Raw genomic sequence first — 17364 nt, forward strand, 5'->3', positions numbered from 1 at the left:
GACTCCGCTGCGCCGGCGTCGTCTGGGTCCGGGCGCTACGCGGCCGGCTCGAGCTCCTTCGCCACGAGCGTCAGCACGTCGTATGACGCCACGAGCTCGTCGTTCTGGTTGCGCAGCACCGCGTCCCAGCGCACCTCACCGTAGTCGTCGGTCTCGCGCGGCGTGATCTGCTTCGCCGTGAGCTCGACACGGATCGAGTCGCCCGGCGACACTGGCGTCACGAACCGCAGGTTCTCGAGGCCCGAGTTCGCGAGCACGGGGCCCGGCGCCGCATCCACGAAGAGACCGGCCGCCCACGAGACGAGCAGGTAGCCGTGCGCGACACGGCCGGGGAAGAACGGGTTCGCGGATGCCGCGGCCTCATCCATATGTGCATAGAACCTGTCGCCCGTGAAGGCCGCGAACGTCTCGATGTCCTCGAGCGTCACGGCGCGCGATCCCGACACGATCTGATCGCCGATCTTCAACTCGGCAAGCGACTTGCGGAACGGGTGCTCGCCGCCCGACCGCGCAGCCGCGCCCTGGTGCCACACGCCCGTGAGCGCCGTGAGCATCTCGGGAGAGCCCTGCACGGCTGTTCGCTGCATGTGGTGGAGCACCGCACGGATGCCGCCGAGCTCCTCGCCGCCGCCGGCGCGCCCGGGCCCGCCGTGCACGAGGTGCGGCACAGGTGAACCGTGACCGGTCGAGGATCGCGCATCATCGCGATCGAGGAACAGCACGCGCCCGTTGTAGGCGGCGATGCCGCTCGCGAGCCGCATCGCGACCTCGGGGTCGTGGGTCGCGACGCTCGTGACGAGCGAGCCGCCGCCGCGCGCGACGAGCGCGGACGCCTCGTCGAGCGAGGAGTAGCCGATGATCGACGCGACCGGTCCGAAAGCCTCGACCTCGTGCACGGCCGCCGCCGTGGCATCCGCGAAGCGCAGCAGCATGGGCGCGACGAAGGCGCCGTCGGAGGCCACGCTCGCGTTGCCATGGGCGAGCGTCACCGTCGGGGCATCCGTCGATCCGATGACGAGCTCGCCACCCGCCTCCGTGAGCTTGCCGACCTGGCGCAGCACCTCCTCCTGCTGCGTCTTCGAGGCGAGCGGGCCCATGGTGACGCCCTCGGCACGTGGGTCGCCGAGCACCACGCGCTCGGCGATGCGGGCGCGCACCGCTTCGATCACGTCGTCGACGGATGCGTCGGGCACGATCGCGCGACGGATCGCCGTGCACTTCTGCCCCGCCTTCGACGTCATCTCGACGACGAGCTGCTTGACGTACGCGTCGAACTCCGGAGTGCCCGCGACAGCGTCGGTGCCAAGCACGCTCGCGTTGATCGAGTCGGTCTCGACCGTGAACCGAACGCCGCCGGTCTGCACCGACTCGTGCGTGCGCAGCCACTCGGCCGTCGAGGCGGATCCGGTGAAGGCCACGAGGTCGCCGAGCCGCAAGTGGTCGAAGAGGTCGGGCACGCTGCCCGAGACGAGCTGCAGGGAGCCCTCCGGCAACAGGCCCGACTCGACGAGGATGCGCACGTACCCCTCGGCGACGTAGCCCGTCGGCGTCGCGGGCTTCACGAGCGTCGGCATGCCCGCGAGGAAGGCGGGCGCGAACTTCTCGAGCGAACCCCACACGGGGAAGTTGAACGCGTTGATCTGCACGGCCACGCCAGGCAGGCGTGTATAGATATGCCGTCCGAGGAATGAGCCGTCTTTCGAGAGGCTCTCGACGGCGCCGTCGACGTAGACGTGACTGTTCGGCAGCTCGCGGCGACCCTTCGACGAGTAGGTGAAGAGCACCCCGATGCCGCCGTCGATGTCGACCCACGAGTCCTGCTGCGTCGCGCCCGAGCGCACGGAGAGCTCGTAGAGCTCGGGCTTGCGCTCGGAGAGCGCAACCGCCATCTGCTTGAGCAACACGGCACGCTGGTGGAACGTGAGCTCGCCGAGGCTCGCCTGCCCGACCGTGCGCGCATACTCGAGCGCTCCGGCGAGGTCGAGTCCCTCGGTGCTCACGCGAGCGACGAGCTCGCCCGTCGACGCGTCGCGCACCTCTTGGGCCGATGCGGATGCGCCGGCTGCGGCATCCGGCGCCCACCATTCGCCCTTCACGTAGCTCGGCAGGATCTCGGTCATCGGTGTTCCTTTCACGTTCACGGCGCGTCCCACAGGTAGAAGCCCTCGCCGGTCTTGCGGCCGAGCTTGCCCTCGGCGACCATCCGGCGCAGCAGCGCGGGCGGCGCGAAGCGCTCACCGAGCGAGTTCGAGAGGTACTCGGCGATGCCGAGGCGCACGTCGAGCCCCACGATGTCGGTGAGGCGCAGCGGGCCGAGCGGATGCTTGTAGCCGAGCGTCATCGCCGCGTCGATGTCCTCCGCGCTCGCGACACCGTCTTCGAGCATCCGGATCGCCTCGAGCCCGAGCGCGACGCCCAGGCGGCTCGACGCGAAGCCGGGGGCATCCGCGACGACGATCGGGGTCTTGCCGATCGCGTGCACCCATTCGCGCGCCTCGGCGACGAGGGTGCCGTCGGTCGCCTCGCCGCGCACGATCTCGACGAGCGTCGACGCCGGCACGGGGTTGAAGAAGTGCATGCCGAGGAATCGGCCGGGTCGATCGAGGAGCGCGGCGAGCTGGTCGATCGAGATCGATGAGGTGTTCGACGCGAGCGCCGCGTGGGGGCCGAGCACGAACTCGACGCGAGTGAGCGCGTCGATCTTCAGCTCGAGGTCTTCGGGCACGGCTTCGATCACGAGGGCGCAGCGCGCGAAGTCGGCGACCTCGGTGCTCGTGGCGAAGCGCGAGGCGACGACGGCCGAGCTCTCGTCGATGGTGCCTCGGGCGATGGATGCCTCGACGGACTCGCGCACGCGACCGACGGCCGCACTCGCGGCATCCGCATCGCGCTCGACCACCGTGACGCGTGAGCCCGCGACGAGGAACGCGTGCGCGATTCCCGCGCCCATGCGTCCGCCGCCGAGCACCCCGACATCCCCCGGCACGCCCGGCACCCTCGCCTCCGCCTCCGGTGGTTGAGTGGCGCCCGGGGCAGCCGGCCGCGAATCGAAACCACCCTGCGCACCCTCCCGCTCCTCGCTCACCGCTCCCGCTTCCTCTCCAGAAACTCGCTCATGCGCCGATACTTCTCCGGGCTCTCGAACAGCGCGGCCTGCGCCTCGAGGTCCTCTTCGGGGTGATCCGACCGCGCCGCGCGGAACACCCGCTTCGTCGCGATCGTCGCCGCGCGGTCGTTCCGCGCGATGCGGTCGGCGATCACGTGCGCCGCGACGAGCAGCTCGTCGACCGGATGCACCGCGCTCACGAGCCCGATGGCGAGCGCCTCCTCGGCGTCGACCGTGCGCCCGGTGAGCAGCAGCTCGATCGCGCGCGCGTCGCCCACGATCTCCTTCAGGCGCCAGCTCGCCCCGGCCGCGGCGATGATGCCGAGCCCTGTCTCGGGGTTGCCGATCTTCGCCGACGACGTCGCGATGCGGATGTCGGCCGCGTAGGCGAGCTCGGCGCCGCCGCCGAGCGCGTAGCCGTCGATCGCAGCGATGACGGGCATGGGCAGTTCGGCCACGCGAATGAAGGCGCGGGCGTTGATGCCGGCGCGCGCGTCATCCGCTCTCCGTTCGCGGAGTTCGGCGATGTCGGCGCCCGACGCGAACACGCCGCCGCCGCCCGTCACGATGAGGGTGCGCGGGATCGCCTCGAGCTCGGCGCACAGCACGTGCAGCTCGTCGATCGTCGCCTGGTCGATCGCGTTGCGCACCGAGGGCCGATTGAGCGTCGCGACGACCCGGTCGTCGAACCGTTCGATGAGGATCGGGGCGTGGGGATCGTCGAACCGCCGCATCGGCGCCGGGTTGCTCATGACACGCGCTCCACGATGAGCGCCGTGCCCTGGCCGACGCCGACGCACATCGTCGCGAGCCCGTAGCGCGACCTCTCGCGCTCCATGCGGCCGAGCAGCGTGACGACGAGGCGTGCGCCCGAGGAGCCGAGCGGATGCCCCAGGGCGATCGCCCCGCCGTCGGCATTCACGAGCGCGGGGTCGAGCCCGAGCCGGCGCATCACGGCGATCGACTGGGTGGCGAACGCCTCGTTGAGTTCGATCGAGCCGATCTCGTCGAGGTCGATCCCGGCGCGTTCGAGGGCCTTCTCGGTGGCGGGCACGGGCCCGAGGCCCATGATCTCGGGGGCGAGGCCCGCGCTCGTGCCGATGACCACGCGGGCACGAGGCGTGAGCCCGTAGCGCTCCACTGCCTCGCCGCTCGCCACGAGGATCGCGGATGCCCCGTCGTTCAGTGCGCTCGAATTGCCCGCCGTGACCACCGAGCCGCCCGGCACGACCGGTCGCAGTCCGGCGAGCACCTCGAGCGTCGTCTCCGGACGCGGACCCTCGTCGACGAGCACCTCGCCGCGCGGGGTCTGCACGCCGACGATCTCGGGCTCGAAGCGTCCGCCCGCGATGGCGGCCAGGGCGCGCTGCTGCGAGCGCAGGGCGAACGCGTCCGCCTCCTCACGCGTGATCCCGTCGATGCGCGCGACCTCCTCGGCGGTCTCTGGCATGGAGTACGTCGCCTTGTCGCGCGCGAGCAGCTCGGGGTTCGGGAAGCGCCAGCCGATCGACGTGTCGTGCGTTGCGCCCGGCCGGGCCCACGCCTTCTCGGGCTTCGCCTGCACCCACGGCGCCCGCGTCATCGACTCGACGCCGCCGGCCACGATGAGATGCGAGTCACCGGCGCGGATCGCCTGCGCGGCCATCGTGATCGCCGACATGCTCGAGGCGCACAGGCGATTCACCGTGATGCCCGGCACCTCGTCGGGAAGCCCGGCGAGCAGCACCGCCATGCGTGCGACGTTGCGGTTGTCTTCCCCAGCCTGGTTGGCGGCGCCGAGGATGACCTCGTCGATCGCGCCGAGTTCGCCCGCGAGATCGAGTTGCGCCCGCCGCACCACTTCGCCGACGACGAGCGCCGCGAGGTCATCGGGTCGCTCGCTTGCGAGCGCACCGCCGTAGCGCCCGACCGGAGTTCGCACTCCGCCGACGAGGTAGGCCTCCGCCTTGCTGCTGTTCATGAACACTGCCACTCCTGACCGCACCGTCTGTAGTGGAACGCTGCACCCAGCGTAGGCGGGGGTTCGCGGCATCCGCACGCTCGGAATTAGTGACCGACCGTTCAGGAAGTAATTATGGCAAACGGATGCCCCGCGCGCCACTCGTGACCACGCGGGACGTGGTTTCGCCGCGATGCCAGAATGATGCGGTGACCCTCGATCGCATCGCGTTGATCTCCGATGTCCACGGCAACCTCACGGCCCTCGAGGCCGTGCTCGCCGATATCGCGCATCGCGGAATCGATCGCATCATCAATCTCGGCGACACCGCCGGCAAGGGTCCGCGCGGCGAAGCGACGGTCGAGCGCTGCCGCCAGGCGTGCGAGACGAGCATCCGCGGCAACTGGGACGACTTCCTCCGCACCATCGGCGACGACGACCCGGAAGAGATGGTGTGGTGGCGCGACGAACTCTCGACCGAATCGCTCGCTTGGCTCGGCGCGCTGCCGCTGAGCCTCGACCTCGTGATGAGCGGGCGGCGCATCCGGCTCTTCCACGCGTCCGCGGAGAGCCCGCACGTGCGTGTGCACTTCCAACACACCCCAGAGCAGTTCGCGGCCATGTTCCGCAACACCGAGATGACGGGCGACGGCCCCGAGCCCGACGTCGTCGGGTACGCAGACATCCACGACGCCTACGTCGAGTCCTTCGAGGGGCGCACGCTCTTCAACATCGGAAGCGTGGGCAACCCGCTCGACGAGCCGACGCCGTCGTACGTGGTCCTGGAAGGCGTGACGGATGCCGCGGCGCCGGCGCCGTTCGGAATCCAGTTCGTACGGGTGCCGTACGACATCGAGGCCGAAATCGCGGTCGCAGAACGGCTGCGGATGCCGCGGCGCGACGTCTGGGCAACGGAGCTGCGCACGGCGGTGTACCGCGGGAGACAGGCGTCATCTCTCACAGGTGGGTGACCGACGTCAGGCGAGGAAGCTCCTCGGGCACATGACGAAGGCCCGCATCCGGCAGGATGCGGGCCTTCCCTCAGTGGATCAGCCGCTCAGTGGATCAGCCGCTCAGTGGATCAGCCGCTCAGTGGATCAGCCTCAGCCGGCGAGCTCGCCCGCCAGGTCGTCGCCGATGGAGACGCGCTGGAAGTCGACCTCGATCTCGGCGCGTTCGAGCAGCTCGGTCATGCGACGCTGACGCTGCTTCGGGATGAGCGTGACGACACGGCCCTCCTTGCCCGCGCGGCCGGTGCGGCCGGAGCGGTGCAGGTAGGTCTTGTACTCGTCGGGCGCGTCGGCCTGCACGACGAGGTCGATGTCGTCGACGTGGATGCCGCGGGCTGCGACATCCGTGGCCACCAGCACGTTCACGCGGCCGCTCGTGAGCTGCTGCAGGTTGCGCGTGCGGCGCGACTGGTTGAGGTCGCCGTGGAGGGACACTGCACGGATGCCGCGGTCCTCGAGGTGCTCGACGAGGTCGTCGGCGAACGCACGCGTGCGCGCGAAGACGAGGGTCTTGCCGTTGCGGTCCGCGAGCTTGGCGACGATGTCGCGCTTCTCGTGGTTCTCGATGATGAACACGCTGTGCGCGATCGTCGAGGACGCCTGGTCTTCGCCCGCCACCTCGTGCACGGCCGGATCGACGAGGAACTCGTCGACGAGCGTGGCGACGCCCTTGTCGAGGGTCGCCGAGAAGAGCAGCTTCTGGCCACCCTTGGCGGTGTGGCGGAGGATGCGCTGCACCGGCTCGAGGAAGCCGAGGTCGCACATGTGGTCGGCCTCGTCGATGACCGTGATGACGACCTCGGAGAGGTCGAGTCGGCGCTGCTCGATGAGGTCTTCGATGCGGCCCGGGGTGCCGATGACGATGTCGACACCGCGCTGGAGGGCGCCGACCTGGCGCTGCTGGGGCACGCCGCCGTAGATCTGCGTCGTGAAGAGGCCGACGCTCTGTGCGATCGGCTGCACCGTGCGGTCGATCTGGAGCGCGAGCTCACGGGTCGGCGCGAGGATGAGGGCGCGGGGCTTGCGGCCCATCTGGCGCTTGCCGCCGGCCTTGCCGCTGTCGGACCAGAGCTTCATGAGGCGCTCGACGGTGGGAGCACCGAAGGCGATGGTCTTGCCCGAACCGGTCTTGCCACGGCCGAGCACGTCGCGACCCTCGAGCACGACCGGGATGGTCGCGGCCTGGATCGGGAACGGCGCGTCGGCACCGAGGTCTTTGAGCACGCGCACGACGTTGCCGCCGAGCCCGAGGTCGCCGAAGCTCACACCGTCGACCGCTTCAGCCTGGATGGCGTCGGCCTCGAGGCGCTCGAGCACGACGTCGTCGGCCCGATCGAAACGCTCGCCGGGCTGCTTGGCGGGGTAGAAGCTCGACTCGCGACGCTCGGACGGCTTGAAGCCGGCACGGTCGGAGTCACGGCGCGGCGCACGGTCGTCACGGTCGTACGAACGAGCGGGCCGGTCGGCGCGATCGAACGAGCGCGCGGGGCGGTCGGCGCGATCGAACGAGCGGGCAGGGCGGTCGGCACGATCGAACGAGCGGGCAGGGCGGTCGGCGTGGTCGCGACGAGGCGCGCGGTCATCGCGGTCGTGCGAACGCGGGGCGCGGTCGGGGCGATCGTAGGAGCCCGCCGGGCGGTCCTTGCGATCGAACGAACGAGCCGGGCGGTCGCCCTGGTCGCGACGCGGTGCGCGGTCGTCGTACGAACGAGCGGGGCGGTCGCCGCGGTCGTTCGAGCGCGGGGCGCGGTCGTCGTAGGAGCGGGCGGGGCGCTCGGCGCGGTCGTATGAACGGGGTGCGCGGTCGTTGCGGTCGTTCGAGCGGGGCGCGCGGTCGTCGCGGTCGGTTCGACGCGCGGGGCGCTCGGCGGCGGGCTCGCGACCCTCGCGCTCGGCGCGGTGCGGTGCGCGACCGGTGGCCACGCGCTCTTCAGCCGACCAGCGCGCCTTGCGAGGAGCCTCCTCCTCGGCGGGACGGTAGCCGCGGTGTCCGGCGCTGCGCGAGCCGGGCTTCGAGGCTCCGGCACCGGTGTGGCGCACGGGTCCCTTGTGTCCGCCCTTCGCGTACGAGGGATCGAAGTTCTTGGCTGGCCTACCGCCAGCGGGCTTCTTGTTCTTGGGCATGATGACTTCCTGGGTTGTACTTGAGTACATGGCAGCGCCTGCGGGCGCAGCACACTGAGAACCCGGAACATCGTCGACCGGGGCCGTTCACATACGGTGACTATCCACAGCTGATTGCTGCGAAACCGGCCCTCAAGACTCACAAACCCATCCGCGCACAGCGCGGTGTCCAGAACCGACCGTCTCAGAATAGCGGATGTCGCTGGGAGAACGCCCGCACGCGGCATCCGACGCGGAGAGGCAAGGGAGAAGCGCATGACAGATCGGCACGACGAGGTACTCGAGAGAATTCGACGGGGCCTGCTCTACACGGAATCGGAGGCCTCCTTCCAGAACCCACGACGCCGCGCCGACCTGATCTTCGACTACAACCGGACGCGTCCGAGCGACACCGAACGGCGCCGAGCACTCCTCGAGGCGATTCTCGGCTCGGTCGGTGCCCGCACCGTGCTGCTCTCCCCGTTCCACGCGGGTTTCGGGAGCAACGTCCACATCGGCGACGACTTCTTCGGCAACGTCAACCTCACCTTCGTCGATGACGTCGAGATCCGTATCGGCAACGGGGTCATGATCGCGCCGAGCGTCACGCTGACGACGACGGGGCATCCGGTCCACCCCGACTTGCGCGTCGACTTCCGACGGTTCTCCGAACCCATCGTCATCGAGGACAAGGTCTGGATCGGCAGCAACGTCGTCGTGCTTCCCGGCGTCACGATCGGATACGGCGCCGTCATCGGCGCCGGCAGTGTCGTGACCCGCGACATCCCACCGATGACCGTCGCCGTCGGGACCCCATGCCGAGTGGTTCGGCGGGTCACCGACAACGACCTCAACCCGGGGCGTGCCGAGATCGACCGTTACTGACCCGCCGGTAGCCGTGAGCGAGCCGACGGCGTAGCGTCGCACGCATCAGCGAAGAAGCAGAAGGAGCAGCAGCCATGACCGATCCGAATCTGCCGAACCCGGATCCAACCGATCCGAACCTGCCGTACCCCGACCCCACGAATCCGAACCCCGTACCCACGAGGCCCGAGCCCGTCGAGCCAGGGCCGGCAGGGCCCGAGGAGCCACTGGCGCCCAATCCCGAGGAGCCGCTCGCGCCGAACCCCGAGGAGCCGCTCACCCCGATGTAATCGCGCCCCGCCCTTCGGCACCGGCCGATGCATCCGCCGCGGAGAACCTGAGGTAGCATCACTCCACCCCTGAACACGGAGACCGGTGTGACCTCGACCCGAATCGCAGGCGGCCCCGGCATCCGCGCCAGGCGGATCGCGTCGGTCGTCACGGCTGCAGCCGTCATCACGGGCGTCGTCATGCTGTCCGGATTCCACACCGAGCTGCGTGAGATCGCTCCCAAGGGCACGGATGCCTCGAGCGAGGTCATCGGCTCGGCCGTCATCGGCATCCGCACGTTCACACCTCCGGGCAACCTCGTCGTCGACGCCGACCTCGAATACGGCGTGCGCGACGACGGAACGCTGCTCACCCTCGACGTCTGCAGCCCGCCCGAGAGCGTGCTCGGCGAAGCGCGTCCATCGGTGATCTCGATCCACGGCGGCAGCTGGGCGCGGGGCGACAAGGCCAACGCCGATTGGCGCAACGTGTGCCTCTGGCTCGCGAGCGAGGGGTTCGTCGCGGCATCCGTCAACTACCGGCTCGTGCCCGACGCACGCTTCCCAGCGGCGATCGATGACGTGGCGCTCGCCGTCGAGTGGCTGCGCGCACCCGAGCAGGTCGAGCGGTTCGGCATCGACCCCGAGCGCATCGGCGCGTTCGGCGGCTCGGCCGGCGGCAATCTCGCGGCGCTCCTCGGCATGACCGGCGAGGGCGCGCTCGATGAGGGGTCGCGCGTCGCCGCGGTGGCCGAGCTCTCGGGCCCCCTCGGGCTCGGCGCGGCCGAGCTGGAGGCCGACGCGGCATCCGATTGGCTGCGCACGATCGTCGGCGAGTACCTCGGGTGCGCGCCGGGGGCGGGTGAGGAGGCGTGCCCGCAAGCGTTGGATGCCTCGCCGGCCATGCGAATCGACCCGAGCGACCCGCCCGTCTTCATCGGGCACGCCGACGCAGAGGCCGTTCCGCTCGGCCAGTCCACCCGGTTCGCCGCGGCGCTCGCCGCCGCCGGCGTGCCGGTCGAGCTCGCCGTGGTGCCGGGGGCGGCCCATTCGATCGGAATCCTCGACGAGGCGCTGCGGGCTCGCGTCGCGGCCTTCCTGCACACGCACCTCGACTGACGACCGAGCGCAACCCCTGCCACGGTTCGCCGGGCGAGTCGTAGGCTCGGCTCAGCCAGCGACCCGGGAGCACGACGATGTCCGACCACGACTCACCCGCCGAGCTGTCGCGCGAGGACTGGCGCGTCATCCTCAAGCGCACCGTGCACGAGTACCGCATCAACCAGGTGTACGACATGGCGGCCGCGCTCACCTACTACGCGGTGCTCGCGGTCTTCCCCGCCCTCCTCGCGACGCTCGCGACCGTCGGCATCTTCGGCAGCGCCGAAGCGGGCGCCGAGAACGCGCTCCAGGTGATCGAGGACCTCGGCGGGGAATCCGTCGCGGCGGCACTGCGCGAGCCGCTCGCACAGCTCGTGAACGCGTCGAACGCGGCACTCGCCTTCGTCACGGGACTGGTCGGCGTGGTGTGGGCGGCATCGAGCTTCGTCGGCGCGTTCGGCCGGGGCATGAACCGCATCTATGGCGTCGGCGAGGGACGTCCGTTCTGGGAGATGCGACCCACGATGATCGGCGTCTCGGCGTTGATCGTGGTGCTCGGCGCGATCGTGGCCTTCGCACTCATCGTGAGCGGGCCCGTGGCGGACTCGCTCGCCCGGGTGCTCGGCCTCGACGAGGGCGTCGTGCTCTGGTGGGACCTCGCGAAGCTCCCCGTGCTCGTCGGCATCGCGATCCTCGTGATCGCCGTGCTCTACTGGGCGGCGCCGAACGTGAGGCGCCGCAACGTGCGCTGGCTCAGTGTCGGCGCGGTGGGCGCGATGCTCGCGTGGATCGTCACGACGGCGCTGTTCTGGCTCTACGTGTTCGGATTCGGCGGCTACCAGCGCACGTTCGGCGTCGTGGGCGGGATCATCGCGTTCCTCCTGTGGGTGTGGCTGTCGAATCTCGCGATGATGTTCGGGGCGGTGCTCGACACCGAGGTGGAGCGCGCCCGCCAGCTTCGCGCCGGCGTCATCGCCGAGGAGCACGTGCAGCTTTCACTGCGCGACGACCGGCTCATCGAGAAGAACCGCGAGCAGCGTGCGGGTGACATCCGCGACTCGGCCGCGATGCGCGACGACACCGCCGTCGACGGGCTCGCGCGGCCGGCTGACCCGGCCCTGCCGTCCGACGAGTGATCGGACCACGCCGAGCCCCTACTCCGGTACTGCCGCGGAATGGTTCGGCGGAGGGATGCAGGCGCGGATGCCGCGTGGAAGAGTGACTCGCACGATGCACGAGAGCCAGAACACCGACCAGCGCGCCATTCCCACGGTGCCCGAGCCGTCCGCGCCGCCACAGGCGCCCGAGCCGCCGAAGCCGCCCAAGCCGCCGCGAGTGCCAAGAGCGACGCCCGCGCAGATCGCCGAAGGCGCGGTCGACCGCGCCGACGAAGAGCGCCAGTTCCGCGCGTGGATGTGGGTGACCACGTCGCTGCTCGCCTTCATGCTCTTCACCGTGTCGGTGCCGCTCGCCGCGACCGTCTACGGGGTGCACCTCCTCGCGGCGTTCGGCACGAGCCTCCTGCTCTCGGCGGCGATCCCGCTCGCGATCCGGCTGCCGTGGCTCGCGATCGGCCTCGCGACCGCAGGCCTGCTGACCTTCGCGCTGCTCTCGGCCGGCTCCGACGGTGCCCCGTGGCCATGGCCGGTCACGGCGATCATCGGGCAGGGCGCACTCCTCGTCGTGCTCGGCCTCCTCGCGCCGTGGTGGCAGGGACTCGCCGCCTGGGCGGCGACCATGCTCGTCACCGCCCCGTTCGGGTTCGTCGACGCGGGCGCAGCCGGCAACGCCGTGACGGGAGCCGCGATCACCGCCCTGGCGCTCGCGGTCGCCGTGGCCATCGCGCAACGGCGGGTGATCGGCGTCGAGCTGTTCCGCGAGCGCGCGCACTCCGCCGACGAGCAGCAGCGCCGCATCCTCGTCGAGGAGCGCACCCGCATCGCCCGTGAGCTCCACGACGTGGTCGCGCACGGGCTCTCGATCATCCACGTGCAGGCCACGAGCGCGCCCTATCGCGTCGAGGGGCTCAGCGACGGCGCGCGAGCCGAGTTCGCCGAGATCGCGACCTCCGCCCGCACCGCGATGGCCGAGATGCGGCAACTCCTCGGCGTGCTGAGGAGCGCGGATGCCGCGGCCGACACCGCGCCGCAGCCCGGTCTCGCCGAGCTGCCGGCGCTCGCGGCATCCGTCGAACGCGCCGGAGTGCCCGTGACGCTCGAGCTCGGCGATCGACTCCCCGAGGGCGGACTCGCGGCGACCGCCGCCTACCGCATCGTGCAGGAGGCCCTCAGCAACGTCGTGCGCCATGCACCCGGTGCCGCGACCCACGTGTCGGCCGAAGTGCTCGCGGGCGATCTCGTCGTGGGCATCGAGAACGACGCATCACCGGATGCCGCTGCACTCGACGTGAAGGGCGACGGCGGCCAGGGGCTCATCGGCATGCGCGAGCGCGCGGCGCTGCTCGGTGGCAGCATAGAGTTCGGCGAGCAGCCCGGGGGCGGGTTCCGGGTGCTCGCGACGTTGCCGCTCGAGCCCGACGGAGGAATGGCGTGACGATCTCGGTGCTGATCGCCGACGATCAGGCGATGGTGCGAGCCGGGTTCGCCGCCGTGCTCGCGGCGCAACCGGGCATCGAGGTGGTGGGCCAGGCCGCCGACGGGGTCGAGGCGGTCTCGCTCGCGCAGCGCCTGCGCCCAGACGTGGTCGTCATGGACGTGCGGATGCCGCTGCAGAACGGCATCGAGGCGACCCGCGCCCTGCAGACCCCGCCGCGCAGTTCCGACTACGTGCCGCGCGTGCTCATGCTCACGACGTTCGACATCGACGACTACGTCTACGAGGCGCTGCGCGCCGGGGCGAGCGGGTTTCTCCTGAAGGACGCAACTCCTGAAGAGCTCGTGGCCGCCGTGCGCATCGTCGCCGGCGGCGATGCCCTCCTCGCCCCGAGCGTCACCCGTCGCCTCATCGAGGACTTCGCCCGGTCGGGGCCGCCGCCGCGGCCGTCGGGCACCCGGCTCGCCGCACTCACCGAGCGTGAACGCGAAGTGCTCACCCTCGTGGGCCGCGGCCTGTCGAACTCCGAGATCGCTGCGGCGCTCTTCATCGCCGAGCAGACGGTGAAGACGCACGTGAGCAAGGTGCTGCAGAAGCTCGGGCTGCGCGATCGCGTGCACGCCGTCGTGCTCGCGTACGACACCGGGCTCGTGCAGCCCGGATCCTGACCGGTTCCTGACCCCGATCCTCGATCACCTGGGCGACAGCACCAGCAGCGAGCTCGAGGCGGTCGCGACGAGGTTCCCGTCCTCGTCGGTCACAGTGCCCTCGGCGAAGACCACGCGCCGTCCGTCTTTCGTGACGGTTCCCGTGCCCCTCAGCGGGCCCGTGTCGAGCGTGACCGGCCGCAGGTAGCTGACCTTGAGCTCGATCGACGTGTACCCGGTGCCTCGCTCGAGCGTCGTGTGCGTCGCGCAGCCGATGACCGTGTCGAGCAGCGTGCACAGCAGTCCGCCGTGCACGATGCCGAGCGGGTTGTAGTGCTCCTCGCCGGGGGTGCACGTGATGACCACGCGCCCACGTTCGGCCTCGGCCAGCTCGAAGTTCATGAGCACCCCCATCGGCGGCCATGCCGCCGTCCCGTCGCGCACCGCATGCAGGTACTCGAGGCCGCTCATGCCGACCACCTGATGGGCGATCGCGAGCGGATCGACCCACTCGAACGACTTGCTCCTGAGTGCTGTCGCGTCGGTCATGGCGCCCTCTTCCCCGACGAAGCGGACCGCCCGCTTGAGTCGTCCACCCAGCGTCGTCCTGCGAGGCCGCCGCGTAAAGCCCTGATTCCGACTGCTGGAGCGGGCGCGCGACCCCTACCCCGGTAGGGGTCGGGAATGGCTCCCCGGGGTGATGGGCTCACCGATACCGCGTTCCTAACCTGCCCTCGTGGGCGGAGGAACCGCCAGGAAGGGACCGGTCATGACCGACACGCTCGGACGCCGCATCGCGACATCCGCCCCCACCAGGGTTCACCGGGACTCCAGCATCGACGCGATCCGGGTCGTGCTGCTCGTCGCGGTGTTCGCCCTGCACGCGACGATGGTCGGCGTGAGCGTCGGCCCCGACGGACCGATCCTGCAGAACGCCCTAGACGGCCAGGCGTGGTTCGGCCCGGTCAGCTGGGTCGTGCAGATCATGCCGCTCTTCTTCATCGCGGGCGGCTTCTCGAGCTACCGCCACTGGCAGTCGATGCGAGCGCGAGGGGCGAGCAGCAGCGAGTACGTGCGTGCTCGGCTCGAGCGACTCGTGCGCCCGGCGATCGCGCTCGTGATCGTCGTCGCCGTGGCGGTCATCGCGCTCACGATGTCGGGGATGCCGGCGGACATCGTCGCGACCGCGGGGTTCCGCATCGGCCAGCCGCTGTGGTTCCTCGGCGTCTACGTCGCGACCTCGGCGCTCGTGCCGCTGCTCGTCCGGGCGCACGAGCGGGCCAGGGTGCTCACCCCCGTGGCCCTGCTCGCGGCCGTCGTCTCGGTCGACGTCGTGCGGATGGCGACCGGCATCGACGGGATCGGGTTCGTCAATCTGCTCCTCGTGTGGCTGCTCGTGCAGCAGCTCGGCTTCTGGCTCGCCGACGGCGGGATCGATCGCGTCCGGCGCAGCACGCTCGGTGCCGTGGCCGCCGGGTCGCTCGCCTTCCTCACCGTGCTCACCGTGATCGGCCCCTACGACGTCGACATGCTCGAGAACCTCAACCCGCCCACGGTGTGCCTCGTCGTGCTCGGCATCGCGCAGCTCGCGCTCTTCCAGCTCGTGCGACCTCGGTTGCGTGATGTGACCGATGGACCGGATGCCTCGCGGCTCGTCTCGGCCGTCGGCGAGCGCGCCATGACGGTCTACCTGTGGCACATGCCCGTGCTCATCGCGCTCGCGGGTGCGAGCCTCGTCGCCGAGTCGACGTTCGGAGTGCCGCTGCCCGAGCCGCTGAGCCTCGAGTGGTGGGCGACCCGGCCGATCTGGCTCACCGTCGCGGCCATGGCCGTCGTGCCCGTGGCGCTTGCGATGGGTCGGTTCGAGCGAGGGCCGCGGGGATCGCGGCGAGAGGCCGGCCGGCCGGCCCTCGCGCTGCCGCAAGGGCGCTCCACCGTCGTCGATGCCGCGTGCGCCGTGGCGGGCGTCGCGGTGCTCCTCATCGCCGGGTTCGGGCCGATTCCGGCGCTCATCGCGCTCGCGCTGCTCATCATCTCGCTCCGCGGCAGCGCCACACTCTCCCGAGGCCGCACCGCGTCGGTGTCGCCCGGCATGAAGCCTTCCCGAACAGTGCGCAAAATGTAACAGACCGGTAACGGCGAGCTGGGTACACTCGATCTCGGAGGGGCCCACGGAGTACCGAGGGCCCCTCCACCACGTGATCGAGAGAGCTCGCCGCGGCATCCGTTACCGCTTCGAAATGCGCATGAGGTGGGATGGGAGCATGGCGACTGATCCGATCACCGTGTCGATCCGGCGCGAGGTCGACCCGGCGCGCATCTCCGAGGCGACGGCTTGGGTGCAGACGGGGGTGAACCTCGCGAACAAGTACCCGGGATTCCTCGGTTCCGGCTGGGTGCGCGCGGGCGAGCAGTCGCAGGTCTGGCACATGCTCTACCGGTTCGCGAACGAGCAGACGCTCGAGGCGTGGGAGCAGTCGCCCGAGCGCAGCTGGTGGCTCTCGATGGGCGAGGGCTTCGTGCGCTCCGAGCGCAGCAGGCGCCGCACGGGCATCGAGGGCTGGTTCGACGAGCCGGCGACGGGGTCGATTCCCGTGACGGATGCCGCGGCATCCGCATCCCACGACGCCGCCGTCACCGCAGCACCACCCCGCTGGAAGCAAGCCGTGACCATCTGGCTCGGCTTCTTCCCGGTGAACCTGCTCTTCGCCTACGTCGTCGCGCCCGTGCCCGGCTGGGGCGAACTGCCGATCTGGGTGCGCGCCCTCGCCACGACGCTCGTGCTCACTCCCGTCATGACGTACTGGGTGCTCCCCCTCGTGACCCGCACGCTGCGCCCCTGGCTCGCGCGCCACCCGGTGGTTGAGTAGCGGCGCGCGCAGCGCGGGCGCCGGCAGGGCCACGCCCGCACGCGACATCCGTCAGCGCACGCCGCGGATCCGTCGCGAGAGGGTCGCCGCCGCTTCCTTCACCGCAGGCACCGCCTCGGCCAGCAACTCGCGCGCGGCGTCGTCGGGGTAGGTGATCGCGATCGCCGCCGCGGGCCAGCCGAGGTGGTCGACGACCGCCGCCCCGACCGAGGCGAGCCCCGAGGTGACCTCACCGTCCTCGTGCGCCGAGCCGCGCGCACGAACCTCGGCCAGCACGCGCTTCAGTCGTCCGTAGTTCCATTCGGCGGCATCCCCTTCGGGCGCCGGATGCCGCGACTCGAACGCCGCACGATCGGGATACAGCGCTCGCAACTGCGCCGGCGGGAGCTCGGCGAGCATCGCGCGGCCGGTCGCCGTGAGGTGCGCGGGCAGCCGCACGCCCACGTCGGTGACGAGCGACGGCCGCCGGGGAGCGCGCTCCTCGACGAGGTAGACCACATCGCATCCGTGCAGCACGGCGAGGTGGCCGCTCTCGCCGAGGCGGTCGACGATCGCGGCGACGAGCGGCCGCCCGAGTCTCGCGAGCGGCTGTTGCCGCGAGAAGCCGCTCGACAGCTCGAATGCCGCGACGCCGAGTCCGTAGCGCCGCTCCTCGGGAAGATGCAGCACGAAGCCGCGCTCCTGCATGACGGCGAGGAGGTGGTAGACGGTCGAGCGCGGCAGGCCGAGGGCCGTGGCGATCGTCGCGGCGGGCACCGGACCGCGCTGAGCCGCGAGGTGGATGAGGATCGCGAGCGTCTGGTCGGCCGCGGGCACCTTCGTCGATTCGCTCACAGCGGCAGCCTACGCCCGTGTCCGGGATCCCGGACGGATGCCGCGAGCACGGCATTCCCGCGCGCGCG

Annotated in this window: 16 protein-coding genes; 9 read left to right on the forward strand and 7 right to left on the reverse strand. The window is 70.8% G+C overall.

The features are described 5' to 3' along the window. Positions 1-35 precede the first annotated feature (35 nt). From paaZ to QFZ29_RS15305, 4 genes are all read right to left on the reverse strand, one after another. Positions 36-2120 carry a phenylacetic acid degradation bifunctional protein PaaZ gene (gene paaZ / locus QFZ29_RS15290; RefSeq protein WP_306894899.1) on the reverse strand — a complete coding sequence of 695 codons (2085 nt, stop codon included), beginning with the start codon at positions 2118-2120 and terminating at the stop codon, positions 36-38. Positions 2121-2137: 17 nt separating this feature from the next. Beyond that, complete coding sequence (locus tag QFZ29_RS15295; protein ID WP_306896750.1) at positions 2138-2995, reverse strand: 3-hydroxyacyl-CoA dehydrogenase family protein; 858 nt, start codon at positions 2993-2995, stop codon at positions 2138-2140. Positions 2996-3081: 86 nt separating this feature from the next. Next, positions 3082-3858, reverse strand: coding sequence for an enoyl-CoA hydratase/isomerase family protein (locus tag QFZ29_RS15300; protein WP_306894900.1), 777 nt, complete (start codon positions 3856-3858; stop codon positions 3082-3084). Further along, a complete protein-coding gene (locus tag QFZ29_RS15305) occupies positions 3855-5066 on the reverse strand; it encodes an acetyl-CoA C-acyltransferase (protein WP_306894901.1) in 1212 nt (403 codons plus the stop codon). The genes QFZ29_RS15300 and QFZ29_RS15305 overlap by 4 nt, the downstream gene beginning before the upstream one ends. Before the next feature lie 188 nt (positions 5067-5254). On the opposite strand from QFZ29_RS15305, the gene QFZ29_RS15310 reads away from it, so the two are divergent. Continuing rightward, positions 5255-6016, forward strand: coding sequence for a metallophosphoesterase family protein (locus tag QFZ29_RS15310; RefSeq protein ID WP_306894902.1), 762 nt, complete (start codon positions 5255-5257; stop codon positions 6014-6016). A gap of 132 nt (positions 6017-6148) precedes the next feature. Here QFZ29_RS15310 and QFZ29_RS15315 read toward each other — a convergent pair whose 3' ends face one another. Further along, positions 6149-8179 carry a DEAD/DEAH box helicase gene (locus QFZ29_RS15315; RefSeq protein ID WP_306894903.1) on the reverse strand — a complete coding sequence of 677 codons (2031 nt, stop codon included), beginning with the start codon at positions 8177-8179 and terminating at the stop codon, positions 6149-6151. A 255-nt stretch (positions 8180-8434) separates the two neighbouring features. On the opposite strand from QFZ29_RS15315, the gene QFZ29_RS15320 reads away from it, so the two are divergent. From QFZ29_RS15320 to QFZ29_RS15345, 6 genes are all read left to right on the forward strand, one after another. Continuing rightward, complete coding sequence (locus QFZ29_RS15320; RefSeq protein WP_306894904.1) at positions 8435-9043, forward strand: sugar O-acetyltransferase; 609 nt, start codon at positions 8435-8437, stop codon at positions 9041-9043. A 74-nt stretch (positions 9044-9117) separates the two neighbouring features. After that, positions 9118-9312 (forward strand): hypothetical protein, encoded by a 195-nt coding sequence (locus QFZ29_RS15325; protein ID WP_306894905.1) that lies wholly within the window; start codon positions 9118-9120, stop codon positions 9310-9312. Positions 9313-9399: 87 nt separating this feature from the next. Next, positions 9400-10410: an alpha/beta hydrolase gene (locus QFZ29_RS15330; protein ID WP_306894906.1), complete on the forward strand. Its 1011-nt coding sequence runs from the start codon at positions 9400-9402 to the stop codon at positions 10408-10410. A 77-nt stretch (positions 10411-10487) separates the two neighbouring features. Continuing rightward, positions 10488-11528, forward strand: coding sequence for a YihY/virulence factor BrkB family protein (locus QFZ29_RS15335; RefSeq protein ID WP_306894907.1), 1041 nt, complete (start codon positions 10488-10490; stop codon positions 11526-11528). 94 nt (positions 11529-11622) lie between these two features. Next, positions 11623-12945: a sensor histidine kinase gene (locus tag QFZ29_RS15340; protein ID WP_306894908.1), complete on the forward strand. Its 1323-nt coding sequence runs from the start codon at positions 11623-11625 to the stop codon at positions 12943-12945. Then, the gene (locus tag QFZ29_RS15345) at positions 12942-13613 is read left to right on the forward strand and encodes a response regulator (protein WP_306894909.1); all 672 of its coding nucleotides are present in this window, start codon (positions 12942-12944) and stop codon (positions 13611-13613) included. Before QFZ29_RS15340 ends, QFZ29_RS15345 begins: the two co-directional genes overlap by 4 nt. A 24-nt stretch (positions 13614-13637) precedes the next feature. Here the strand turns inward: QFZ29_RS15345 and QFZ29_RS15350 are convergent, their stop codons facing one another. Next, positions 13638-14141, reverse strand: coding sequence for a PaaI family thioesterase (locus QFZ29_RS15350; protein ID WP_306894910.1), 504 nt, complete (start codon positions 14139-14141; stop codon positions 13638-13640). A gap of 220 nt (positions 14142-14361) precedes the next feature. Here QFZ29_RS15350 and QFZ29_RS15355 point away from each other — a divergent pair, with 220 nt between their 5' ends. Continuing rightward, positions 14362-15717 carry an acyltransferase family protein gene (locus tag QFZ29_RS15355; RefSeq protein WP_306894911.1) on the forward strand — a complete coding sequence of 452 codons (1356 nt, stop codon included), beginning with the start codon at positions 14362-14364 and terminating at the stop codon, positions 15715-15717. A gap of 139 nt (positions 15718-15856) precedes the next feature. Next, a complete protein-coding gene (locus QFZ29_RS15360; protein ID WP_306894912.1) occupies positions 15857-16462 on the forward strand; it encodes an antibiotic biosynthesis monooxygenase in 606 nt (201 codons plus the stop codon). Positions 16463-16513: 51 nt separating this feature from the next. Here the strand turns inward: QFZ29_RS15360 and QFZ29_RS15365 are convergent, their stop codons facing one another. Further along, on the reverse strand, positions 16514-17296 hold the full coding sequence (locus QFZ29_RS15365; protein ID WP_306894913.1) for an IclR family transcriptional regulator: 783 nt from the start codon (positions 17294-17296) through the stop codon (positions 16514-16516). Between the last annotated feature and the right edge of the window lie 68 nt (positions 17297-17364).

This window comes from Agromyces albus (assembly GCF_030815405.1).
In the GTDB taxonomy this organism is placed as follows: Bacteria; Actinomycetota; Actinomycetes; order Actinomycetales; family Microbacteriaceae; genus Agromyces; species Agromyces albus_A.